Annotated in this window: 14 protein-coding genes, 3 rRNA genes and 1 other annotated feature; of the genes, 3 read left to right on the top strand and 14 right to left on the bottom strand. The window is 39.0% G+C overall.

Features of this window, described 5'->3' with window-relative positions; all coding sequences use genetic code 11:
- Positions 1-22 precede the first annotated feature (22 nt).
- Both DCE79_RS00085 and DCE79_RS00080 read left to right on the top strand, forming a co-directional pair.
- The gene (locus DCE79_RS00085) at positions 23-358 is read left to right on the top strand and encodes a hypothetical protein (protein ID WP_234417297.1); all 336 of its coding nucleotides are present in this window, start codon (positions 23-25) and stop codon (positions 356-358) included.
- Between the two features lie 148 nt (positions 359-506).
- The gene (locus DCE79_RS00080) at positions 507-998 is read left to right on the top strand and encodes a cysteine hydrolase family protein (RefSeq protein WP_108711143.1); all 492 of its coding nucleotides are present in this window, start codon (positions 507-509) and stop codon (positions 996-998) included.
- 369 nt (positions 999-1,367) lie between these two features.
- Here DCE79_RS00080 and serS read toward each other — a convergent pair whose 3' ends face one another.
- Positions 1,368-2,660, bottom strand: coding sequence for a serine--tRNA ligase (gene serS, locus DCE79_RS00075; RefSeq protein ID WP_108711142.1), 1,293 nt, complete (start codon positions 2,658-2,660; stop codon positions 1,368-1,370).
- A gap of 178 nt (positions 2,661-2,838) precedes the next feature.
- Positions 2,839-3,054 (bottom strand) — a binding site (T-box leader).
- 152 nt (positions 3,055-3,206) lie between these two features.
- On the opposite strand from serS, the gene DCE79_RS00070 reads away from it, so the two are divergent.
- Positions 3,207-4,613 (top strand): MocR-like pyridoxine biosynthesis transcription factor PdxR, encoded by a 1,407-nt coding sequence (locus DCE79_RS00070; protein ID WP_108711141.1) that lies wholly within the window; start codon positions 3,207-3,209, stop codon positions 4,611-4,613.
- A gap of 35 nt (positions 4,614-4,648) precedes the next feature.
- On the opposite strand, the gene asnB is transcribed toward DCE79_RS00070, so the two are convergent.
- The 13 genes from asnB to dnaA all read right to left on the bottom strand — a co-directional run bounded on the left by asnB (position 4,649) and on the right by dnaA (position 25,418).
- Positions 4,649-6,475: an asparagine synthase (glutamine-hydrolyzing) gene (asnB, locus tag DCE79_RS00065; RefSeq protein WP_108711140.1), complete on the bottom strand. Its 1,827-nt coding sequence runs from the start codon at positions 6,473-6,475 to the stop codon at positions 4,649-4,651.
- Positions 6,476-6,583: 108 nt separating this feature from the next.
- Complete coding sequence (locus DCE79_RS00060) at positions 6,584-7,897, bottom strand: D-alanyl-D-alanine carboxypeptidase family protein (RefSeq protein WP_369916806.1); 1,314 nt, start codon at positions 7,895-7,897, stop codon at positions 6,584-6,586.
- 162 nt (positions 7,898-8,059) lie between these two features.
- On the bottom strand, positions 8,060-9,526 hold the full coding sequence (gene guaB / locus DCE79_RS00055; protein WP_108711138.1) for an IMP dehydrogenase: 1,467 nt from the start codon (positions 9,524-9,526) through the stop codon (positions 8,060-8,062).
- 296 nt (positions 9,527-9,822) lie between these two features.
- Positions 9,823-9,938 (bottom strand): 5S ribosomal RNA (gene rrf, locus DCE79_RS00050).
- 99 nt (positions 9,939-10,037) lie between these two features.
- Positions 10,038-12,965: ribosomal RNA gene (locus tag DCE79_RS00045) — 23S ribosomal RNA — on the bottom strand.
- 322 nt (positions 12,966-13,287) lie between these two features.
- A 16S ribosomal RNA gene (locus DCE79_RS00040) occupies positions 13,288-14,840 on the bottom strand.
- Together the 16S, 23S and 5S rRNA genes form the textbook arrangement of a ribosomal RNA operon.
- 463 nt (positions 14,841-15,303) lie before the next feature.
- Complete coding sequence (locus tag DCE79_RS00035; RefSeq protein ID WP_108711137.1) at positions 15,304-16,407, bottom strand: HD-GYP domain-containing protein; 1,104 nt, start codon at positions 16,405-16,407, stop codon at positions 15,304-15,306.
- A 210-nt stretch (positions 16,408-16,617) separates the two neighbouring features.
- Entirely contained in the window at positions 16,618-19,092 is a 2,475-nt protein-coding gene (gene gyrA / locus DCE79_RS00030) for a DNA gyrase subunit A (RefSeq protein WP_108711136.1), read from the bottom strand.
- Between the two features lie 158 nt (positions 19,093-19,250).
- A complete protein-coding gene (gyrB, locus tag DCE79_RS00025) occupies positions 19,251-21,176 on the bottom strand; it encodes a DNA topoisomerase (ATP-hydrolyzing) subunit B (protein WP_108711135.1) in 1,926 nt (641 codons plus the stop codon).
- A 79-nt stretch (positions 21,177-21,255) separates the two neighbouring features.
- Positions 21,256-22,371 (bottom strand): DNA replication/repair protein RecF, encoded by a 1,116-nt coding sequence (recF, locus tag DCE79_RS00020; protein WP_108711134.1) that lies wholly within the window; start codon positions 22,369-22,371, stop codon positions 21,256-21,258.
- 3 nt (positions 22,372-22,374) lie between these two features.
- Positions 22,375-22,611 (bottom strand): S4 domain-containing protein YaaA, encoded by a 237-nt coding sequence (gene yaaA, locus DCE79_RS00015; RefSeq protein ID WP_108711133.1) that lies wholly within the window; start codon positions 22,609-22,611, stop codon positions 22,375-22,377.
- A 156-nt stretch (positions 22,612-22,767) separates the two neighbouring features.
- On the bottom strand, positions 22,768-23,904 hold the full coding sequence (gene dnaN / locus DCE79_RS00010) for a DNA polymerase III subunit beta (protein ID WP_108711132.1): 1,137 nt from the start codon (positions 23,902-23,904) through the stop codon (positions 22,768-22,770).
- 170 nt (positions 23,905-24,074) lie between these two features.
- Complete coding sequence (gene dnaA, locus DCE79_RS00005) at positions 24,075-25,418, bottom strand: chromosomal replication initiator protein DnaA (RefSeq protein ID WP_108711131.1); 1,344 nt, start codon at positions 25,416-25,418, stop codon at positions 24,075-24,077.
- Positions 25,419-25,574: the final 156 nt, after the last annotated feature.

The following is a 25,574-nucleotide window of genomic DNA, read 5'->3' as shown; positions in this document are numbered from 1 at the left end:
AATTGATAGAGGATTGCGTTCTGTGGATTGTACGACAAACCCCTCTACTTTAGAACCGAGTGATATCGCTGCTTTAATGATGAATGTGAATGACAACGCGACCAATGCCTTTATGCAACAAACACGCAGAAGGTTATCTATTTTAGAAAGACCGTTAACCACTGCTCGTGGTGACGGGAAAAGTTATATTTATGCCAATTTCGATCCAAAGTATGCTCAAATGGTATTAACGATACTGCGAACGTATTACAACTTTTGTTTAGCATATAAGACAAAGGATGAAACAGCGACACCAGCACAGAGGCTAGGGTTAGTAAATAGACAATTTGATATAAAGGATATAATTTACTTAAGATAGTTCGCTTTTTTATAAAGTGAACTTATTTTTTTGAAGGTAAATGGAAATTTACGCTAAAATAAATATAGAGATTGTGAAACAATGCTCTTAAACTAACGGAGCAGGATTAAAAATCAAGATATCAGTTTATTTATTAGGAGGAAGTATTATGCAGAAAAAAGCATTAGTAATAATTGATATTCAAAATGACATAACAAAGAACTATAAAGATATCATTGACAATATCAACAAATCAATTGATTGGGCGGTCGAAAATAATATCCATGTTGTTTATATAAGACATGAAAATTTGTCACCTGGTACGAGAACTTTTAAAACAGATACACGAGGTGCTGAATTAGTTCCAGATTTGAAAATGGTATCAGAAAATGTTTTTACAAAATATAAAGGAAACGCATTAACAAGTGAAGAATTCGCAGAGTTTATTAATATGAATAAAATAGACGAATTCTACATCACGGGGGCGGATGCAATTGCTTGTGTTAAATCAACTTGCTATAACTTACGCAAATCAAACTATGGGGTTAGTGTACTGTCAGATTGTATTACCAGTTATGATAAAAAGAAAATTGATGGTATGATAGACTATTATGAAAGTAAAGGATGCAAGATAATTTGTTTGAATGACTTATTGATTTAAGAATTTTTAGGTCCATTTAATCGTCCAAAGGTAGTTTTAGAATACTGCTTTGCTCAGCTTAAAGTATCTATACGTACTACTCAATAATTAAAGAATAATTTTTCGGATAACCTTATGAACTAATGTACTTAAACATAAGGTTGCGTTAGTTGAAGAAAATAAACCCAAAAAAAGTGATGGATTATTCCATCACTTTTTCTAATGCTATTTTGTTGTTAATATCAATGTGATTAACATCACCAGTAGGGGTTCGATTTATCCTTTTGCACCTCTCAACCGAACCCGTTATTTTCACATGTACTTCTTTTTTTACGAAAAAAAGCCTTAAGAGTGAGATAAATCTCATACTCTTAAGGCTTTTACTAACTATTATTTTGCAGAAATAACTTCTACGCCGCCCATGTATGGACGTAATACTTCTGGAATCACAACTGATCCATCTGCTTGTTGGAAGTTTTCTAAAATTGCTGCTACCGTACGACCAATTGCAAGGCCTGAACCGTTTAATGTGTGCACGTATTCTGGTTTTGCATTTGCTTCACGACGGAAACGGATGTTGGCACGACGCGCTTGGAAATCTTCAAAGTTTGAACAAGAAGAAATTTCACGGTACATGTCTTGCGCTGGAATCCATACTTCTAAATCGTATTTTTTCGCAGCAGTGAAGCCTAAGTCAGCTGTACACATTTTTAATTTACGATAAGGTAAGCCTAATAATTGTAATACTTTTTCAGCGTGACCTGTTAAAAGTTCTAATTGTTCATAAGAATCTTCTGGTTTTACAAAGCGTACTAATTCGACTTTGTTAAATTGGTGCTGGCGGATTAAACCGCGCGTATCACGACCTGCAGAACCTGCTTCTGAACGGAAGTTAGCGCTATAAGCTGTGAATGCTTGTGGTAGCATATCCGCTGATAAAATTTCATCACGGTAATAGTTTGTTACTGGTACTTCAGCCGTTGGAATTAAGAAGTAATCCACTTCATCTTCTTCACGCACTAATTTGAATACGTCCTCTTCGAACTTCGGTAATTGTCCAGTACCGATTAAACTATCACGGTTAACGATTTGTGGAGGCATCATTTCTGTATAACCATGGTTATCAGAATGTAAGTCCATCATGAAGCTAATTAATGCACGTTCTAAACGAGCGCCTAAGCCTTTATAGAATAAGAATCGGCTACCTGTTACTTTTGCGCCGCGCTCAAAGTCCACGATATCTAAATCTTTTGCGATATCCCAGTGTGGTTTCGCTTCAAATTCAAATGTCGGTACATCGCCCCATTTATATGCTTCCACATTATCATCTTCTTCCATACCAACTGGCACAGATTCATGTGGAATGTTTGGTAGACGCATCATCATATCTTTGAATTCTTCTTCGATTGCGTTAAGTTCAGCATCTAATGCTTTAATTTCATCGCCTACTTCACGCATACGTGCGATGACGCCACTTGCATCCTCTTTGTTACGTTTCATTACAGAAATTTGCTCTGATACTTTGTTACGCTCTGCTTTTAATTCCTCAGTTTTTGCGATTAGCTCACGACGTTTTGTGTCTAAGTTTTCGAAGTTATCTAAGTTTCCTAAGTCTTCATTACGTGTTAAAAGCATTTTTTTCACTTCTTCAAAATTGTCGCGTACACGTTTAATATCTAACATATTGATTCCTCCTAATGGTTTTGAAATGATGATCCTGAGCGCTTTCACGCGTTAATGTTAGTGGTTCAATTCCACTGGGGCTAATCTGTAACATCGGCCGAGGCTTTATTTCCTAAATCAAGTGTTAAAAACATATAATTCAGGAAAAAATAAGCACAAAAAAAGCCCTCAATCCCTATGAAGGGACGAGAGCTACCCGCGTTGCCACCCTAATTGAATAGAAAAAATCTATTCCACTTAACATTTAACGACTCTGGTAAGCCGGCTTAAGCCTACTAAATTTTCAGCAAAAGCATCTCAAGGACGGATTCACAAGTGTTTTTATCAGCTTCCACCACCCGCTGACTCTCTTTGAAAAAACGCGCTTGTTACTACTTCCTATCATCGAATTCATTTATAAATTTAAATTTACTGTACTATATACGCTACCTTTTTGCAAGTTCTCACTAATAGAATCCGGTATAACATTTTGTACGCTATACTTTTTTGACCTTATCAATTAATATAAAAAACATATATCCACTATGGTCAAAGGGAGGTACACGAATGTTATTTTTCCAATTACAAAAGGAAAATACAATTCCACTATATGAACAACTTTATATTGGAATAAAAAATGCCATCATTTCTCAGCAGCTTGCCGTTGGGTCTCGTCTTTCTTCTAAACGTGAGCTTGCAGATTTTTTTAATATTAGCCAAACAACGGTTGAGCTTGCCTATGCTCAGCTTGTCGCAGAAGGTTACATTACATCAAAACCACGCATTGGTTATTTTGTAGAGGAAATTGATGAATTACCACTTATAACATCCCAAAAATCAGCCGTTCAACTTCAGCAAGCCGAAGTTCTCCCTGAGAAAACATATGCCATTGATTTTTCATCCGCAAAAATCGATGAAGATGCCTTCCCCTTTTCAACATGGCGCAAATATGCAAAAGATGTACTTGATATACCATTTAAGCATCTATTACAAACTGGGGAGCGACAAGGTGAGCTTGCTTTACGTATTGAGATCGCCAATTACTTACATCAATCACGTGGTATTGACTGTAATCCAGAGCAAATTGTCATTGGATCGGGTACTGAACAGCTATTACCGATGATTTTAAAGTTATTCGGCGATAACGCTATGTTGGCATTGGAAAATCCAGGTTACTCACCAATTCCGCGTAATCAGTTAGAGCCTTTAGCGATACCCATCGATGTTGACGAAGATGGTCTCATCGTTGAACAATTACAAAAAACAGCTGCTAACATCGTGTACGTAACACCCTCACATCAATTTCCAACGGGTGCCGTACTGTCAGCAAATCGACGAACGCAACTGTTAAAATGGGCAGCACAAGCACCGAATCGCTATATTATAGAAGATGATTATGATAGCGAGTTTCGTTATATCGGCAAACCAATTCCCGCACTACAGGGCTTAGATCAAAATGACCGTGTTATATATTTAAGCACGTTCACAAAATCACTCATGCCATCCCTACGCGTCGCATTTTTCGTGTTGCCGCCAACATTAGTGAAGGTTTATCAAGACAGTTTCAATTACTATTCATCCACCGTACCTCGCTTTGAACAGCATATTTTAGCGAACTTTATGAAGGACGGGCATTTTTCAAAGCATTTAAATCGCATGCGTAAATTTTATCGAAAAAAACATGATAAATGCATCGATATTTTCTCCACTTATTACCCGCAAATTGAAATTTCAGGGGACGCTGCAGGGACGAATATATTAATCTCAATGACACATGAACAATCCGAACAGCAGCTATACAAATTAGCATTAGAAAATAATATTCATATTATTCCACTATCCAATTATTATTTAACGCCTCAGAAATCCCAAAAATGTGTCTTTTCTCTTGGCTTCGGTAATCTGCCCCTTGATGACATTGACACGATGATTCATCAACTTATGCGAATTTGGGCTATTCAAAAATATACTTAAGCACGAAGGTGGTTTCTAGTTTTTAGAACCACCTTTTAAGCTGACACAATATTAATGTCATAATGCTCCACCCATTCATGTAGCTGAATCAAATAGGCAAGTAATTGTGGTCCTGCCATTAATTGGCCAAACCACGGGATGTGAAACGATTTGCCTCCACTAGTTATTAACTGTTGTAATTTTTCTTTATCGAATAACTCATATAAAATCGATTCTTTATTTAATAATATTTGTTGCAACTGATTTTGAACAAGCTCTGTGTAGCGCGGATGATATGTTTTCGGATAGGGATTTTTTTTACGATATACTACCTCTTTTGGCAATACATCTGCAAATGCCTGTCGTAAAATCCCCTTTTCCATCCCTCCACTGTTTTTCATTTCCCATGGAATATTCCATACATACTCAATAACGGTATGATCCGCAAACGGCACTCTTACTTCCATGCTCGCTCCCATCGTCATACGGTCATTTCGCTCTAATAATGTTTGCATAAAGAATTGATTATTTAAGTAAAATAATTTTTGCCGTTCCCGTTCTACTTCATCCCCTATAAATACTGGCATTTCGGTTAACGCTTGCTCATAGGTTGCATGCAAAAATGCAGGTAATTGGAGTCGTTGTTGCCAAATTGGATTTAACATAGCCTCTCGCTCACTAGTAGAACGGAGCCACGGAAATACAGAAGCATGCTGTTGTTCATAAAACCAAGGATAGCCGCCAAACACTTCGTCTGCACATTCCCCAGACAGACCTACTGAAAAATCATTTTTCATTTCCTGACAAAATAAATAAAGCGAGCTATCGATATCTGCCATACTCGGCATATCTTTTAACAACATCGCATCCTTCAAGGCTTCTACTAATGCATCTTGCGTTAAAGTAATTGTACGATGATCTGTTTTATAGCGTTGTCTCATTTGATCAATCCAGTACCCATCTTGCGTTGTCTGAAAGGCATTTTCTTTAAAATAAGCATCATTGTCTTCATAAGAAACAGAGAATGTTGCTAATGTTTTGTCATGGTAAGAAAGTTGCTTTGCTGCTATAGCCGTAATGATACTCGAATCAAGACCACCTGAAAGCATCGTACAAATCGGTACATCACTTATTAGTTGGCGAATTACGGCATTTTCGACCAATTCTCTTACTTGCGCACGTGTTTCTTCCAATGTATGCACATGCACCTTGCTTTCAATTTCCCAATAACGCCACACTTTTGTTTCCTGCTTAGTGACGATCATGGCATGAGCTGGTTTCAATTCTTCAATTCCTTTAAAAATAGCATGACCTGCGATTCGTGATGGCCCTAAACTTAGTAATGCCGCAAGTCCATTTGTATCAACGGACGCTTTTACTAAAGGATGTGCTAACAACCCTTTAATTTCAGAGCTAACTAAAATCCCATTTGCCAATCTTTGATAAAATAACGGCTTTACCCCTAAACGGTCACGACATAAAAAGAGGCTTTCATCCCGTTCATCCCAAATGGCAAAGGCAAAAATTCCATTTAAGACATCCACACATTTTTCTTTCCAATGTATATACGCCGTCAATAACACCTCGGTATCTGACGTCGTATCAAATGAATGCCCGTATGCTATTAATTTTTCCCGAATTTCACTAGCATTGTAAATTTCCCCATTATAAACAATCGTAATGCCTTGCTTTGTCATCGGTTGGTTACCGCCTTGTAAATCTATAATCGCTAGCCGCTGGTGACCAAGTAATATATGTTTACTTTTATAATACCCTTCCGCATCTGGACCTCGATGCGTTAACGTGCGATTCATTTTTTCGATTACCTTTGTGTCATTCGTTAAATTTCCCATAAAATCAATCCAACCCACAAAACCACACATCGTTATCCCTCCATAGCCTTACTATATGTTAAGAATAGATGCGTTAAAATTTGTCCATAAAAAAAGAAGCTCTTCTTTTAAGAAAATACTTAAAAGAAAAGCTCCTTATTATTTAATTGTACTACCTACAAAGCCAAATACACCGCTCCATAAGTTCCCAAAGAAGTTCCCGATACCTTGGAAGAATAAAGACATTTTTCCGGCACGCTCTACCGCTTCAGTAGTGACAACATCCGTTGAGATTTCAGAACCATCGATATACCCATAATCTGTACCCTCAGTACGTTCAACGATTACTTTCCCGACTACTTGATCTGCTTTTACGCCAGCTTCAAGTTCATCAACTTCTAAAGCTAATTTTGGAATGTATAAATCTTTTTCCGATGATTTCACCATAATCGAAATAGGTTCTTTTGCGGCAATCTTCACTGCATCTTCTTTACCTTTTTTAACAGCAATTGTTTTTTGCTTTTCAAATGTATAGTTTGCAGGTAAAATTTCTTGCTTTGTAAATTGTCCAAAACCATAATCAAATAATTTTGCTGCTGCATCAAAGCGTGCTTTATATGAACCGACACCTTTTGAGTCAACGGCTCTCATAACAACTGCGATTAAACGTGTATCTCCACGTTTTGCAGTACCTGTAAATGAGTGTCCTGCAAAATCCGTTGTACCTGTTTTTAATCCGTCCACACCCTCATATGCATAAACAAGACCTGGTAACATGAAGTTCCAGTTTGACATATTAATGGCATCATCTGTACCTTCACGGAAAACTTTTTTCGTGATTTTTGCTGTTTCTAACATTTCAGGGTGATCTTTTAATAAGTGATAGGCTAATTTTGCAACTGAACGTGCAGGCATAACATTTTCATCACTTTCACCAGTACCAGCAGGATGCATACCTTGTAAGTCTGCATTATTTAAACCAGTTGAGTTGACAAATTTATAATCCTTTAAGCCAAGCTCTTCCGCTTTTTTATCCATTAATTTTAAAAACTCTTTTTCCGTGCCTGCAATTGTTTCTGCAATCGCAATAGTCGCTGCATTTGCCGAATAAATTGCCATTGCTTCATATAACTCTCTAATCGAGTATGTACCATCTGCACGTAGTGGCACATTACTTAAAGCACGATTATGTGAAATTTTATGTGTGTACTCTGTAACACGGTATTGTTGATCCCATGTTATAGTACCCTCATCAATTGCATCTAATAGTAAGTACTCGGTCATCATTTTTGTCATACTAGCAATCCCTAGAGGTGAACTAGCGTTTTGTTCATATAAAATTTTCCCTGAATCTGCATCAATTAAAATCGAAGCATCTACTGTTAAGCCTAGATCTGTTTCCGCTGCATTTGTTGTAGCAGGTGCCATCGCCAACATGCTAAGTAATAATATTGGAATCAGTAAAAGACTCATGATTGATCGTTTGTTCACTTTTTTCACAAAGCTACCTCCAAATTTATGTTTTCTCATCTACGTCATTTTATCATACAAGTGTGTTTGAATGTGCTTCATATTAATAAAAAAACGCTACTTTCATCAATTTGACGATAGTAGCGTTTTAAAGTTTCATAGCAATTATTGGATAGAATAGTTTGGTGCCTCTTTTGTGATTTGTACATCATGTGGATGTGATTCACGTAAGCCTGCACCCGTCATTTTAATGAATTGTGATTTCTCACGTAAGTACTCTAAATCTGGAGCACCACAGTAACCCATACCAGCTCGGATACCACCAACTAATTGGTGAATTGTATCTGCTAAAGGTCCTTTATAAGGAAGACGACCTTCAATGCCTTCTGGAACTAATTTTTTCGCATCTTCTTGGAAGTAACGGTCTTTTGAACCTTTTTCCATTGCGCCAAGTGAACCCATTCCACGGTAAACTTTGAAACGACGACCTTGGAAGATTTCTGTATCCCCAGGAGATTCAGAAGTACCTGCTAATAATGAACCAAGCATTACGATATGACCACCTGCAGCAAGTGCTTTTACAATATCACCAGAATATTTAATACCACCATCAGCGATAATTGCTTTACCGTATTCACGTGCCACTGAAGCCGCATCATATACGGCTGTAATCTGAGGCACACCAACACCAGCAACAACACGAGTTGTACAAATAGAACCTGGTCCGATACCTACTTTAACTACATCAACACCTGCTTCAAATAATGCACGAGTACCTTCAGCAGTTGCTACGTTACCTGCGATAATATCTAAATCTGGATAAGCCGTACGGATATCTTTAATTGTATTTAAAACACCCTGAGAATGGCCGTGTGCTGTATCAATTACGATAATATCCACTTGTGCTTCTACAAGTTTTGAAATACGCATCATTGTATCTTTAGAAACCCCTACAGCTGCACCAGCAACAAGTCGTCCATGTTTATCTTTCGCAGCATTTGGGAATTCAATTACTTTTTCAATATCTTTAATTGTAATTAAACCTGTTAATTTACCGTCTTCATCAACGATTGGTAATTTTTCTATCTTGTATTGTTGAAGAATTTTTTCAGCATCTGCTAAAGTCGTTCCTACTGGCGCCGTAATTAAATCTTCTTTTGTCATTACTTCATCAATTTTTAATGAGTAATCTGAGATAAAGCGTAGGTCACGGTTTGTAATGATCCCTACTAACTTTTGATCTTCCATGTTATTTACAATAGGAACACCTGAAATGCGGTATTTGCCCATTAAATGCTCAGCATCGAATACTTGATGTTCTGGAGTTAAGAAAAATGGATTTGTAATAACGCCATTTTCAGAACGTTTTACTTTTTCTACTTCTTCTGCTTGCTCATCAATACTCATATTTTTGTGAATAATCCCTAATCCACCTTGACGAGCCATTGCAATCGCCATTTTTGCTTCCGTTACAGTATCCATACCTGCAGAAATCATTGGAATGTTTAACTTAATATTTTTTGTTAATTGTACAGATAAATTAACATCCTTTGGTAATACTTCTGAGTGTGCTGGCACTAGTAATACATCATCAAATGTTAAACCTTCTTTAGCAAATTTTGTTTCCCACATTTTTGAGATTTCCTCCTATTATAAAAGAATATTATTGTAAGGTTAACAACGTGAACCTCGACTGTCAAGAAGCTTAAAAAAGTAAAAAAATTCAGAATATTATTTTTTTCTTCTAAAGTGTATTCTTTTATCATACTACATTTTTTTATAACAATGAAAAAATATGATTTATTAAAGAAGATATTTTAGTTTATTAAAAGTTTATTACTGATTTACTTTCTTTATTATGCTGCTTCTAATTGTATGGATAATTTTAAACACAAAAAAACCACTGATTTCTCAGCGGTTTTAACTTTGCGAAGCGACGTCCTACTCTCACAGGGGGAAACCCCCAACTACCATCGGCGCTAAAGAGCTTAACTTCTGTGTTCGGTATGGGAACAGGTGTGACCTCTTTGCCATCATCACTTCACTATGACATGGATGTCATGTTAAAGAACATCCGTGTATATGTAGAAAGAATTGTTCTTTCAAAACTGGATAAACGTTTCATTGAGTTATGCAATAAAATGTGGTTAAGTCCTCGACCGATTAGTATTCGTCAGCTCCATGTGTCACCACACTTCCACCTCGAACCTATCTACCTGATCGTCTTTCAGGGGTCTTACTTACTTGCGTAATGGGAAATCTCATCTTGAGGGGGGCTTCATGCTTAGATGCTTTCAGCACTTATCCCGTCCACACATAGCTACCCAGCGATGCTCTTGGCAGAACAACTGGTACACCAGCGGTGTGTCCATCCCGGTCCTCTCGTACTAAGGACAGCTCCTCTCAAATTTCCTACGCCCACGACGGATAGGGACCGAACTGTCTCACGACGTTCTGAACCCAGCTCGCGTACCGCTTTAATGGGCGAACAGCCCAACCCTTGGGACCGACTACAGCCCCAGGATGCGATGAGCCGACATCGAGGTGCCAAACCTCCCCGTCGATGTGGACTCTTGGGGGAGATAAGCCTGTTATCCCCGGGGTAGCTTTTATCCGTTGAGCGATGGCCCTTCCATGCGGAACCACCGGATCACTAAGCCCGTCTTTCGACCCTGCTCGACTTGTAGGTCTCGCAGTCAAGCTCCCTTATGCCTTTACACTCTTCGAATGATTTCCAACCATTCTGAGGGAACCTTTGGGCGCCTCCGTTACTCTTTAGGAGGCGACCGCCCCAGTCAAACTGTCCGCCTGACACTGTCTCCTACCCCGCTAAGGGGTATGGGTTAGAAGTTCAATACAACCAGGGTAGTATCCCACTGACGCCTCCTCCGAAGCTGGCGCTCCGGAATCTCTGGCTCCTACCTATCCTGTACAAGTTGTACCAAAATTCAATATCAGGCTACAGTAAAGCTCCACGGGGTCTTTCCGTCCTGTCGCGGGTAACCTGCATCTTCACAGGTACTATAATTTCACCGAGTCTCTCGTTGAGACAGTGCCCAGATCGTTACGCCTTTCGTGCGGGTCGGAACTTACCCGACAAGGAATTTCGCTACCTTAGGACCGTTATAGTTACGGCCGCCGTTTACTGGGGCTTCAATTCGCAGCTTCGCTTGCGCTAACCACTCCTCTTAACCTTCCAGCACCGGGCAGGCGTCAGCCCCTATACGTCACCTTACGGTTTTGCAGAGACCTGTGTTTTTGCTAAACAGTCGCCTGGGCCTATTCACTGCGGCTCTTCATGGCTATTCACCTTAAAGAGCACCCCTTCTCCCGAAGTTACGGGGTCATTTTGCCGAGTTCCTTAACGAGAGTTCTCTCGCACACCTTAGGATTCTCTCCTCGACTACCTGTGTCGGTTTGCGGTACGGGCACCTCTCACCTCGATAGAGGCTTTTCTTGGCAGCGTGAAATCAGGAACTTCGCTCATACGAGCTCGTCATCACAGCTCAACGTTATAGTATGCGGATTTGCCTACATACACGCCTTACTGCTTGAACAGAGACAACCAACGCTCTGCTTACCCTATCCTACTGCGTCCCCCCATTTCTCAAACGGTGAGGAGGTGGTACAGGAATATCAACCTGTTGTCCATCGCCTACGCCTATCGGCCTCGGCTTAGGTCCCGACTAACCCTGAGCGGACGAGCCTTCCTCAGGAAACCTTAGTCATACGGTGCATGGGATTCTCACCCATGTTTCGCTACTCATACCGGCATTCTCACTTCTAAGCGCTCCACCAGTCCTTCCGGTCTGACTTCAACGCCCTTAGAACGCTCTCCTACCACGCATCCATACGGATGCATCCACAGCTTCGGTGAATCGTTTAGCCCCGATACATTTTCGGCGCAGTGTCACTCGACCAGTGAGCTATTACGCACTCTTTAAATGATGGCTGCTTCTAAGCCAACATCCTGGTTGTCTAAGCAACGCCACATCCTTTTCCACTTAACGATTACTTTGGGACCTTAGCTGGTGGTCTGGGCTGTTTCCCTTTTGACTACGGATCTTATCACTCGCAGTCTGACTCCCGTGTATAAATATCTGGCATTCGGAGTTTGTCTGAATTCGGTAACCCGAGATGGGCCCCTAGTCCAAACAGTGCTCTACCTCCAGTATTCTCAATCACGAGGCTAGCCCTAAAGCTATTTCGGAGAGAACCAGCTATCTCCAGGTTCGATTGGAATTTCTCCGCTACCCACACCTCATCCCCGCATTTTTCAACATGCGTGGGTTCGGGCCTCCAGTAAGTGTTACCTCACCTTCACCCTGGACATGGGTAGATCACCTGGTTTCGGGTCTACGACCACGTACTAATTCGCCCTATTCAGACTCGCTTTCGCTGCGGCTCCGTCTTCTCAACTTAACCTCGCACGTAATCGTAACTCGCCGGTTCATTCTACAAAAGGCACGCTATCACCCATTAACGGGCTCTAACTACTTGTAGGCACACGGTTTCAGGATCTATTTCACTCCCCTTCCGGGGTGCTTTTCACCTTTCCCTCACGGTACTGGTTCACTATCGGTCACTAGGTAGTATTTAGCCTTGGGAGATGGTCCTCCCAGATTCCGACGGAATTTCACGTGTTCCGCCGTACTCAGGATACACTCTGGAGGGAATGAACTTTTGACTACAGGGCTTTTACCTTGTTTCGCGGACCTTTCCAAGTCGCTTCGTCTAGCTCATTCTTTTGTAACTCCGTATAGAATGTCCTACAACCCCAAAGAGCAAGCTCTTTGGTTTGGGCTCTTCCCGTTTCGCTCGCCGCTACTCAGGGAATCGAATTTTCTTTCTGTTCCTGCAGGTACTTAGATGTTTCAGTTCTCTGCGTCTGTCCTCATCACGCTATGAATTCACGTGTAGATACTATCCGATTAAAGATAGTGGGTTCCCCCATTCGGAAATCCCCGGATCAAAGCTTACTTACAGCTCCCCGAGGCATATCGGTGTTAGTGCCGTCCTTCATCGACTCCTAGTGCCAAGGCATCCACCGTGCGCCCTTATTAACTTAACCAAAAGTTTAGTTAAACTTGAACAAGTTCAAGATTTAAGTTTGCACGTCAATTACTTGACGTTTGTGATCTATTATTACTAATAGAAAATTTGTTTATTGCTTTCAATGTCGTTTTATCCAGTTTTCAAAGAACAAAGCAGCTGACTTCAATCACATCGTGAATAAGCTTCGCTGAATTTGCTTCATGCAGCTTTGCGACAATAGCGCTAGCGACAGGAGCAAATATTTTTTTGAAGTTTTTCATCTTTCGATGAACCTTCAAAACTGAACAGCAAACGTTAATGTTTCATTCCCCGAAGGAATGATTCCGAAAAATCCTTAGAAAGGAGGTGATCCAGCCGCACCTTCCGATACGGCTACCTTGTTACGACTTCACCCCAATCATCTATCCCACCTTCGGCGGCTGGCTCCACAAGGGTTACCTCACCGACTTCGGGTGTTACAAACTCTCGTGGTGTGACGGGCGGTGTGTACAAGGCCCGGGAACGTATTCACCGTGGCATGCTGATCCACGATTACTAGCGATTCCGGCTTCATGTAGGCGAGTTGCAGCCTACAATCCGAACTGAGAACGATTTTATCGGATTAGCTCCCCCTCGCGGGTTGGCAACCGTTTGTATCGTCCATTGTAGCACGTGTGTAGCCCAGGTCATAAGGGGCATGATGATTTGACGTCATCCCCACCTTCCTCCGGTTTATCACCGGCAGTCTCCTTAGAGTGCCCAACTAAATGATGGCAACTAAGAACAAGGGTTGCGCTCGTTGCGGGACTTAACCCAACATCTCACGACACGAGCTGACGACAACCATGCACCACCTGTCACCGTTGTCCCCGAAGGGAAAACTGTATCTCTACAGTGGTCAATGGGATGTCAAGACCTGGTAAGGTTCTTCGCGTTGCTTCGAATTAAACCACATGCTCCACCGCTTGTGCGGGCCCCCGTCAATTCCTTTGAGTTTCAGTCTTGCGACCGTACTCCCCAGGCGGAGTGCTTAATGCGTTAGCTGCAGCACTGAGGGGCGGAAACCCCCCAACACTTAGCACTCATCGTTTACGGCGTGGACTACCAGGGTATCTAATCCTGTTTGCTCCCCACGCTTTCGCGCCTCAGTGTCAGTTACAGACCAGATAGTCGCCTTCGCCACTGGTGTTCCTCCAAATCTCTACGCATTTCACCGCTACACTTGGAATTCCACTATCCTCTTCTGCACTCAAGTTCCCCAGTTTCCAATGACCCTCCACGGTTGAGCCGTGGGCTTTCACATCAGACTTAAGGAACCACCTGCGCGCGCTTTACGCCCAATAATTCCGGACAACGCTTGCCACCTACGTATTACCGCGGCTGCTGGCACGTAGTTAGCCGTGGCTTTCTAACAAGGTACCGTCAAGGTAGCGCCAGTTACTACGCTACTTGTTCTTCCCTTGCAACAGAGTTTTACGAACCGAAATCCTTCTTCACTCACGCGGCATTGCTCCATCAGGCTTTCGCCCATTGTGGAAGATTCCCTACTGCTGCCTCCCGTAGGAGTCTGGGCCGTGTCTCAGTCCCAGTGTGGCCGATCACCCTCTCAGGTCGGCTACGCATCGTTGCCTTGGTGAGCCGTTACCTCACCAACTAGCTAATGCGCCGCGGGCCCATCTTACAGTGACAGCCGAAACCGTCTTTCAATAACTCTCCATGAGAAGAAAAATATTATTCGGTATTAGCTCCGGTTTCCCGAAGTTATCCCAATCTGTAAGGTAGGTTACCCACGTGTTACTCACCCGTCCGCCGCTAAATCAAAAGAAGCAAGCTTCTTCGTCATTCGCTCGACTTGCATGTATTAGGCATGCCGCCAGCGTTCGTCCTGAGCCAGGATCAAACTCTCCATAATAGTTAGTTTGAAAGCTCATTTGCTTTGCTAGCGTATCAACTAAAAGTTGATATCTATTTTTGCTTCATTTAAGAAGCTTTGTTTCATTAACGTTGCTTGTTCAGTTTTCAAGGTTCATGTCGTTGTCTTAAGTGACAACTCTTATATCTTATCATTTATAAAATGTCTTGTCAACACTTTTTAAAAGTAAGTTTTCGTTGTTTCTTAAGTCGTAAGTTAACAACTTTTATTATTATACTATACTTCCTTTATTAAATCAACATTAATTTAATGTTTAAATGCATTTCATAATGTTAGGTTTTCTTAAGGACTTCATCTATAATATCATCATTTACTTTTACCGTCAATATAATTTTAAAATAAACTTTTATAGAATCCGATTCATCTTACTTGCTTTTATACCTGTGGGAAAATAAAAGAAATACTCTACTGTTTATAAAAACAATTGAGTATTTCTAAGGAATTAATATTTTTTTGTAATGACACGTGAAATGTAGAAAGTTCTTTTTGAAGAGAGGTCAATGATTTCACCTGTTCTCATTAATTTTACCAAAGGACGTGTTGGAGAGTATTTATTGATAAACATGACTTCACCTAATTCTAAATTTGATAGTTCAATTTTAGTTCCTATCGGTAAATCTACAACAATATCAACTAATGCTTGTACAACATTGGCATCAAACTTTCCGAACTCTTCTTCTTTAATCATTTCGATTACTTTAAATGGCGATTGCTTTGAACGATATAGTCGTTCACTTGTCATAGCATGGAAAACATCCGCCACTGCAATAATTTGTGCAAAGTTTGATATCGAACCAATTCGGTCCCCTTTTGGATAGCCACTACCATTTAATCGCTCATGGTGCTGATAAATGGCCTCTTTCATTACTTCCTTAATAGCCGGTAAATTTTTTACAAGCGTATAACTGTACTGTGGGTGCTTTCGAACTTCCATATATTCCGATTCTGTTAATGTACTCTTCTTTTCACGGATTCGTGCTGGAATTTTAGACATACCACTATCCGCTAACATTCCTGCAATTGCTAATTGAATTGTGATTCCGCGTTCAAATCCTAATTTCCTCGCCATAATTGATGCTATTAATCCTGTAGCGATGCAATGATGGAATAAATAATCTTTTGGATTTGAATAACTATTTAAATCAAATATATAAGAACGATCTTCTAATACTTTTTCAATTAGTGGAATAATCATCCCTCGTACTTTTGTAATATCAATTTTCCCACCAGCTTCCCAGTTAGAGAACTCTTTCTTTAACTGTGCTATAGCGTCATTATAGTATTTTTCAAAGCTTGTATATTTCGGCAACGAGACTGGAATGGCTTGAACTGCTTGAATTTCAGGAGTACTTTCATTTAGTTCTTCCACTTCAACATCTTGATATACTAATACATTTTTTAAATTAAATAATTCGAAAACACGTATCAGTTCAGGTTTTACTTTTGTATCTTTATAAATAATTGGATATTGTGTATTGGCAAAAATATCTTCTGCGATAGTCTTTCCTAATCGCAATTCTTCAACCTTCATAAATGCTACTTCCAACTTCACAACCCCTTACATTAGTTAATTATTACTATTGTATCGAATGTTTTAAATATTGAGAAGATGTTTCAATATTTTATCGTATTTTCATTTTGCGTTATTGTTCTTTGTATTATGACCTTTATACTATCATATTAAAAAGATGGATGAAAATAAATAAAAAAAAGGTAATTCAAGTAGTTTTAATTACCTGAATTACCTTTCAGTAAATTATTCTTCGTTCTCTTCGGCTTCTTCGTCTAACTCCGCTACATCATCGTCTTTTTTCACACGTGCAACTGTTGCTACTAATTCATCTTCTGAAAGACGAATTAAGCGAACACCCTGTGTGCTACGACCAATAACAGAAATATCATTTATGTCCATACGAATTAACATGCCGTTAATTGTAATTAACATAATATCTTCTGAACCGTCCACAGCTTTAACTGCACACATCTTACCGTTTTTATCGGTAATTTGCATTGTTTTAAGACCTAGACCACCACGACTTTGTAAACGGTACTCAGCTTCTGGCGTACGTTTACCATAGCCTTTTTCTGTTACAACTAGAATTTCCTGACCTGGCTCTAAAATTTCCATGCCGACTACTTGGTCGCCTTCGCGTAATTTAATACCGCGCACCCCGGCAGCTGTACGTCCCATTGAACGGATATCCTCTTCTTTGAAACGAACAAGCATTCCTTCGCGTGTACCGATAATAATTTCTTTCGTACCATCTGTTAAATGTACCGCCAATAATTCATCATCTTCACGTAATGTAATAGCAATTAAACCATTTGTACGGATATTTGCAAATTGATCAACTGGTGTACGTTTTGTAACCCCTGTTTTTGTTGTAAAGATAAAGTAAGCATCTTCTTTGAATTCCGCTACACGGATCATCGCTGTTACTTTTTCACCTTTATCAATATTAAGTAAGTTTACAATTGGTAATCCTTTTGCTTGGCGTCCATATTCAGGAATTTCATAGCCTTTTGCCCGGAATACTTTCCCTTTAGATGTAAAGAATAAAATCGTATCATGTGTCGATGTGAATAATAAATGTTCAACGAAGTCATCTTCGTTTGTGCCCATTCCTTGAACACCGCGACCACCACGTTTTTGTGAGCGATACGTATTGGCTGCTAGACGCTTAATATAGCCATTATGTGTTAATGTAAGTACTGAATTTTCACGAGGAATTAAATCTTCGTCTTCAATCATTTCTAAACCACCTGCAGTAATTTCTGTACGGCGATTATCATTGTAACGTTCTTTAATTTCGGTCATTTCAGTACGAATGATTTCGATTACTTTTGATTCATCTGCTAAAATTGCTTTCAATTCTGCGATTAATTTAATCAATTCATTGTATTCATTCTCAATTTTTTCTCGTTCTAATCCACTTAAACGGACAAGTCGCATATCTAAAATGGCTTGTGCTTGGCGTTCAGATAAGCTAAAGCGCTCCATTAATTGTGGTTTCGCTTCTTCTCCGCTTCGAGAAGCTCGGATAATTGAAATGATTTCATCAATATGGTCAAGTGCAATTCGTAAACCTTCTAAAATATGTGCACGTTCTTCCGCTTTTCGAAGTTCGAATGCAGTACGACGTTTAATAACTACTTTTTGATGTTCTAAGTAATGATAAAGCACTTCTTTTAAACTTAATACTTTTGGTTGACCATCTACTAATGCAAGCATATTTACACCGAAGCTTGATTGCATCGCTGTTTGTTTATATAAGTTATTTAATACGACATTGGCATTTGCATCACGACGAACTTCAATAACGATACGCATACCGTTACGGTCAGATTCATCACGTAAATTTGTAATGCCATCGATTTTTTTATCACGTACTAATTCGGCAATTTTTTCAATTAATTTTGCTTTGTTTACTTGGTATGGAAGTTCGTGGACTAAAATTGTTTCCTTACCGTTTGTAGCTTGCTCAATTTCAACTTTTGCACGAATTGTCAGTGAGCCGCGCCCTGTTTCATACGCACGACGAATCCCACTGCGTCCTAGAAGAATCCCACCTGTAGGGAAGTCTGGACCAGGAATGATTTCCATTAGCTCTTCTGTTGTGATACTTGGATTATCAGCTACTGCTAATACCCCATCAATCGTTTCACCAAGTTGGTGCGGTGGGATATTTGTTGCCATCCCTACTGCGATACCCGATGCCCCGTTCACTAAAAGGTTTGGGTAACGTGCTGGTAAAACTAACGGCTCGCTTTCACTACCGTCATAGTTTGGGCCAAAATCGATTGTATCTTTGTTAATGTCACGTAGCATTTCCATTGCGATTTTTGACATACGTGATTCGGTATAACGCATTGCTGCTGCACCATCGCCATCAACTGAACCAAAGTTACCATGACCATCAACTAACATATAACGATAGCTGAAGTCTTGTGCCATACGTACCATTGCATCATAAATTGATGAGTCACCATGTGGGTGAAACTTACCCATTACATCCCCAACGATACGCGCACTCTTTTTATAAGCTTTATCTGAAGTATTTCCTAATTCTTGCATCCCAAATAAAATACGACGATGTACTGGTTTTAAACCATCACGAACATCTGGTAATGCACGCGCCACGATAACACTCATTGCGTAGCTTAGGAAAGATGTTTTAATTTCGGTTGTAATATTTCTTGATTCTATGTGTCCATGTTGAATGTCAGACAAAATAAGGGCCTCCTTCCAATTGCACTAACTATTAACCAATGATACCTCGGCATCACTGCATCTAAATTCAGTTTTGTTCTTACACAAAGAATTTCTTTCCGAATTCATGATACCCACCAGAGGATTTAACCTCTTGAGTGTTTAAATGCTCTAGAAAGTTAAATATCCAAGTCTTTCACGTATACAGCATTTTCCTCAATAAAATCACGACGTGGGGCAACTTCATCGCCCATTAGATGATCGAAAATTTTATCAGCTTCAATTGCATCATCCAATTCTACCCGAATTAATGTACGGTACTCTGGATCCATTGTTGTATCCCATAATTGTTCTGCATTCATTTCACCTAACCCTTTGTAACGTTGTACATTTGGCTTAGGTAATTTTGGCAGACGTTCTAAAATTTCATCTAGTTCCTGATCTGAGTAGCAATATTCAACATGCTTCCCTTGTTTCACTTGATAAAGTGGTGGCTTCGCTGCGTAAACATAACCTGCTTCGATTAATGGACGCATGAAACGGAAGAAGAATGTTAATAATAAAACACGAATATGTGCGCCATCAACATCGGCATCCGTCATGATAACGATTTTATGATAACGTGCTTTTTCTAAGTTAAATTCTTCACCAATTCCTGTACCAAACGCTGTAATCATGGCACGAATTTCGGCATTCGATAAAATGCGGTCTAAGCGTGCTTTTTCTACATTTAAGATTTTACCGCGCAGTGGCAAAATGGCTTGGAAGTGACGGTCACGACCTGATTTTGCGGATCCACCGGCAGAGTCACCTTCTACGATGTAAATTTCAGATTCAGCAGGGTTTGTTGAAGAACAGTCTGCTAATTTACCTGGTAAGCTTGATACTTCAAGTGCTGATTTACGACGCGTAAATTCACGTGCTTTTTTCGCTGCAACACGTGCACGCGCCGCCATTGTACCTTTTTCAACAACTTGACGAGCAACAGATGGATTCTCTAATAAGAAACGCTCAAAACCTTCTGAGAATAAAGCATTTGTAATTTGGCTTACTTCTGAGTTACCTAGTTTTGTTTTTGTTTGACCCTCAAATTGAGGCTCTGGGTGTTTAATTGATACGATTGCGACTAAGCCTTCTCGTACGTCTTCCCCTGTAAGATTCGTATCCGCTTCTTTAATGATCCCAGATTTACGTGCGTAGTCATTAATCACACGTGTTAAAGCTGTTTTAAAACCAGATTCATGTGTACCGCCTTCATAGGTATTAATGTTATTGGCAAAAGACATAATTGTTGAACTAAAGCCTGCATTATATTGCATAGCGATTTCAACAGTGATTCCTTCTTTTTCACCTAAAACATCAATTGGTACATGAATGGGTTCTTTATTTTCGTTAATATGCTCTACATACTCACGAATACCACCTTCAAAGTGGAATGTCTCAGAGCGTTCTTGTCCTGTACGTTCATCAGCAATTTTAATGCGAATACCACGGTTTAAATAAGCTAACTCACGGATACGTGTTGCTAAAATATCGTATTCATACACTAATGTTTCTTTGAAAATTTCAGCATCAGCTTTGAAACGCGTTGTTGTACCGTTATGGTCTGTTTCGCCAATCACTTTTAATTTCTGAGTGGTATGACCGCGGCCAAATCGAATTTCGTGAATCTTTCCATCACGATGCACTTGAACAATTGTTTCAACTGATAAGGCATTTACAACAGAAGCACCTACACCATGTAGACCTCCTGATACTTTATAACCGCCACCGCCGAATTTACCACCAGCATGTAAAACCGTCATGATAACTTCAACTGCTGGCATGCCCATTTTTTCCTGTGTATCAACTGGAATACCACGACCATTATCTTCTACGCGAATCCAATTATCCTGTTCAATTGTGATTGAAATATCTGTACAATAGCCAGCTAATGCTTCATCAATACTATTATCAACAATTTCCCAAACTAAATGGTGCAATCCTTTTGAACTTGTTGAACCAATATACATACCTGGGCGTTTGCGTACGGCCTCTAAGCCTTCTAATACTTGAATCTGTTCCGCATCATAAGACTGCTGGACTTTATTTTCTTCTAAAGTCACTATTGTTCACCTACTCTTTCATAACTATCAGTATGCTTCACTTTTTAATTGATTTTCATGCTTTTAAAACACAAATTCTTTACTGCTCAATACTTCCATTTGTTACGGTAAAAAGCTTGGCATGTTGAATCGTGTCATGATGAATTCCTTCAACACTTGTAGTTGTAACAAATGTTTGGACTTCACCTTGAATTGTATTTAATAAATGCGATTGACGATAATCATCGAGTTCAGATAAAACATCGTCTAGCAATAAAATAGGCGTTTCTTTTGTTTCTTGTTTAATGAGTTCAATTTCTGCAAGTTTTAAAGAAAGTGCAGTTGTTCGTTGTTGACCCTGTGAACCATAAACTTGTACATCATAATCATTCACAAAAAATTGTAAATCATCTCGATGTGGACCAATTAATGTGATACCGCGCTCAATTTCACGTTGCTTCATTTCATTAAGTTTTTGAGTCATATAATTAGTCATTTCATCAGCAGTCCAACTAGCTTCCATTCCAGTAACTGGACGATACTTAATAACTAGTTTTTCTAAACCACGAGAAATCCCGTTATGAATCGGTTCTGCCCATTCTTGTAATAGCTCCATAAATTGAAATCTTTTTCTTATAATTTGAACAGCTGCCTGAACATACTGCTCTGTATAAACATCGAACATGACATCATTAGCGAACGATGTTTTTCCTTGATTACTTTTTAACAAATGATTACGCTGCTTTAATATTTTTTGAAACATTAGTAAATCATGTAAGTAAACTGGCGAAATTTGGCCAATTTCCATATCGATAAATCGACGGCGAATTTGGGGGCTTCCTTTGACGATATTTAAATCTTCAGGGGCAAACATAACAACATTCATTTGACCAATATAGTTACTTAACTTTGTTTGTTCAAGGTGATTGAGTTTGCCTTTTTTACCCTTTTTAGAAATCGTTAATTCGATAGGAATACTACCGTAACGCTTTTCAATTGCACCTTCTATTTTACCATAATCCGCATCCCAACGTATTAATTCTTTATCGTTCGATGTGCGATGAGATTTGGCCATTGCTAATACGTAAATCGATTCCATGACATTTGTTTTACCCTGTGCATTTTCACCGATAAATACATTGATTCTCGGCGAAAAGTCTAGTGTTAGCGACTCGTAATTACGATAATTCGTTAGCTGCAAGCGCTCAATGTTCATGAATTAATTTTCTCCATTTTCAATGAATTCGTCCACAATGCGGAAACGACCGACACCTGGAATATTCACTACATCATCGTGGCGTAATTTTTTTCCGCGACGATCTTCTGCTTCTCCATTTACATATACTTCATGTTCACTTAAAAACCATTTTGCCATACCACCAGAGCTAATAGCATCGGTCATTTTTAAAGCTTGACCGAGCGTAATATATTCCGTATTAATTTTTAAATCATTCAACGTAATTCATCCTCCACTTAAATAAAGTCTTATCTATCTATCATACCTAAAAATTGTCCAGAAGTAAAAAAGGAACAGTCTCAAAAACAAGTTAGGACTGTTCCTTTTGTAAGAAAGGCAGCCAAAGTATGTGACTGCTCTTGATGTATTTATAAATTAATACGTACGTACAGGTAAAATTAATTGTAAAATCGCATCGTCTACTACTGAACGTAAAATGAACGGACGCATTGCCCCAGTAAATTGGATAATAACATCTTGTCCATCAATTGCTTTTAAAGCTTCCATCATGTATTTTGCGCTGAAAGAAATTTTTAAAGCCTCTCCGTCTAAGCTTTCGACTTGAATTTGCTCTTCAACCTTACCAATTTCAGGTGAATTTGAAGAAATTTCGATTGTATTATTTTCTAATGTTTCAAAACGAACTACATTATTGCGATCTTCACGTGCTAATAGTGAAGCACGATCAATTGCTTGTAACAATGACTTTCCGTTAATTGTTACGTTTGTTTTATAATCTTCGGGAATTAAGCGAGACGTATCTGGATAATTACCCTCTAGCAAACGAGAGAAGAATAATACATCGTCTGTTTTAAATAATACTTGTTGATTTGTTAAGACAATTTGAACTGGATTGTTTGTGTCTTCTAAAATTTTATTTAATTCATTTAAGCTTTTCCCTGGAATTACGACTGGAGCAATGTCCGTTGGTAAATTTTCGAGATTTAGTTTACGACGTGCAAGACGGTGACTATCCGTTGCAACGCATATTAATTCATTTTCTTCTACCTTCCAGTTTACACCTGTCAACACTGGACGACTTTCTGAAGTAGCAACAGCAAATACTGTTTCACGAATAACTGATTTTAACAGATCTGTTGGAATTGCAAATTGGCGATCAGTAGCGATTTCAGGAAGCTGTGGATATTCTGTTGCATCTAAGCCAATTAAGTGGAATTCTGATTTACCTGAGCGAATAATTGTTGCTGAACCGTTTGTTACTTCGATTTCAACTTCGTTTGTTGGTAATTTACGAACAATTTCATTGAACATACGCGCTTGTAATACAATCGAGCCTGTTTGTGTAATGTTTATAATTTGTTCGCCGTTTTCTTCAACAGGAATAAAAGTCTGGATCGTAATGTCTGCATCACTACCTGTTAAACTCATTCCTTCGTTTGTTACATCAATTTTAATCCCCGTTAAAATCGGAATTGTTGTTTTAGAACTTACTGCTTTCATAACATCATTTAATCCATCTAAAAGACGATCACGTAAAATATCAAATTTCATAGTTTTACCTCTCTTATATAATTAATTATTTATTAAAGATATTAATAGATATAGTAATAGGGCCTGTGGATTTGTGGATAACCACTAGTTTAACCAAGTATCACGGGTTATTCACATGTTAGTAAAGTGTGCATAACATTGTGAAGAACTCGTGAAGTTATACACAGCAATTATTTGCCTAACATACTACGAATTTGCTTAATATCTTGTTGTAATTGTTGATCTATTTTTAATAAAGTCGAAATTTTTTCATGTGCATGGATAACAGTCGTATGGTCGCGTCCACCAAATTCTTCACCAATTTTAGGCAGTGAAAAATCCGTCAATTCGCGGGATAAATACATAGCAACTTGACGAGGGAAAGCAATTGATTTTGTACGACGTTTTGCCGTGAAATCTTCTAAACGAATGTTAAAATGCTCACCTGTTGTCTTTTGAATATCTAAAATTGAAATCATGCGCGGTTTTGAATTTGGCATAATATCTTTTAGTGCCTCTGCAGCAAGCTCAGGTGTTACATCCTCATTAACCAATGAAGAATAGGCAACAACGCGAATTAATGCACCTTCTAATTCACGAATGTTTGTATCGACTTGGTTGGCAATATAAAGCATAACTTCATTTGGAATATCCAAACGATCCGCTTTTGCTTTTTTACGTAAAATAGCAATTCGTGTTTCTAAATCAGGTGGCGCGATATCTGTAATAAGTCCCCATTCAAAGCGAGAACGTAAGCGATCTTCTAGGGTAGGTATTTCTTTTGGTGGTCGATCACTTGATATGACGATTTGTTTTGATTCTTCATGCAATGTATTAAATGTATGGAAAAATTCCTCTTGCGTTGACTCTTTTCCAGCTAAAAATTGAATATCATCAATGAGTAATACGTCAACATTGCGGTATTTATTACGGAAATCAATGGCCTTATTATCACGAATAGAGTTGATGAATTCATTTGTAAATTTTTCAGATGATAAATACACAACATTAGCTGTTGGATTATGTTCTTTAACATAATGACCAATTGCATGCATCAAGTGTGTTTTGCCTAAACCTACGCCCCCGTAAATGAAGAAAGGATTGTAAGCTTTAGCAGGTGCTTCAGCGACAGCTAAACTGGCAGCGTGCGCAAAGCGGTTACCTGAACCAATAACGAACGTATCAAATGTATATTTTGGATTAAGCATACCTGGTGAAATATCGTGATGTTCATTTGATTTTGCTTGTGTAATTGGTGGAGGTAGCTCAAAATCATCAGCATTTTGGTCTTTCTGAACGACAAATTTAATGAGCAAGTCTTCTCCTGTTAACTCATTTAATATTCCTGTAATCATATGAATATAGTATTGTTCAAGCCAATCACGGGCAAAAGAGTTAGGGGCTGAAATCGTTACATTTGTGCCGCTATGTGCGAGCAATTTTGTTGATTTTAGCCAAGTATCGAAGCTTGGTTTTGAAATTTTTTGTTCAGCTTGGGCAAGTACCTTATTCCATAAATTTTCTAAATGTTCCAAGCTTGTTCTTCCTTTCGTTATTTCATTTCACAAATTTATATTCGTATATAAAAAAGAAATGCTCTGTGTTTTATTCAACGAACAGAGCTATAAATTATGCATTTTACGATTAAAAAAGCATTTCATACACATAACCACACGTTGTGGATAAATATT

Origin of the sequence: Lysinibacillus sp. 2017 (assembly GCF_003073375.1) — a bacterium.
GTDB lineage: Bacteria > Bacillota > Bacilli > Bacillales_A > Planococcaceae > Solibacillus.
Note: the sequence above shows the minus strand (reverse complement) of the source record. Positions and strands in the feature narration are given on the sequence as shown.

Coding starts and splice junctions, on each gene's coding strand:
- serS (WP_108711142.1), bottom strand. CDS start 2,660: ATGTTAGATATTAAACGTGTACGCGACAATTTTGAAGAAGTGAAAAAA.
- DCE79_RS00070 (WP_108711141.1), top strand. CDS start 3,207: ATGTTATTTTTCCAATTACAAAAGGAAAATACAATTCCACTATATGAA.
- recF (WP_108711134.1), bottom strand. CDS start 22,371: ATGAACATTGAGCGCTTGCAGCTAACGAATTATCGTAATTACGAGTCG.
- guaB (WP_108711138.1), bottom strand. CDS start 9,526: ATGTGGGAAACAAAATTTGCTAAAGAAGGTTTAACATTTGATGATGTA.
- DCE79_RS00080 (WP_108711143.1), top strand. CDS start 507: ATGCAGAAAAAAGCATTAGTAATAATTGATATTCAAAATGACATAACA.
- asnB (WP_108711140.1), bottom strand. CDS start 6,475: ATGTGTGGTTTTGTGGGTTGGATTGATTTTATGGGAAATTTAACGAAT.
- DCE79_RS00060 (WP_369916806.1), bottom strand. CDS start 7,897: ATGAGTCTTTTACTGATTCCAATATTATTACTTAGCATGTTGGCGATG.
- dnaN (WP_108711132.1), bottom strand. CDS start 23,904: ATGAAATTTGATATTTTACGTGATCGTCTTTTAGATGGATTAAATGAT.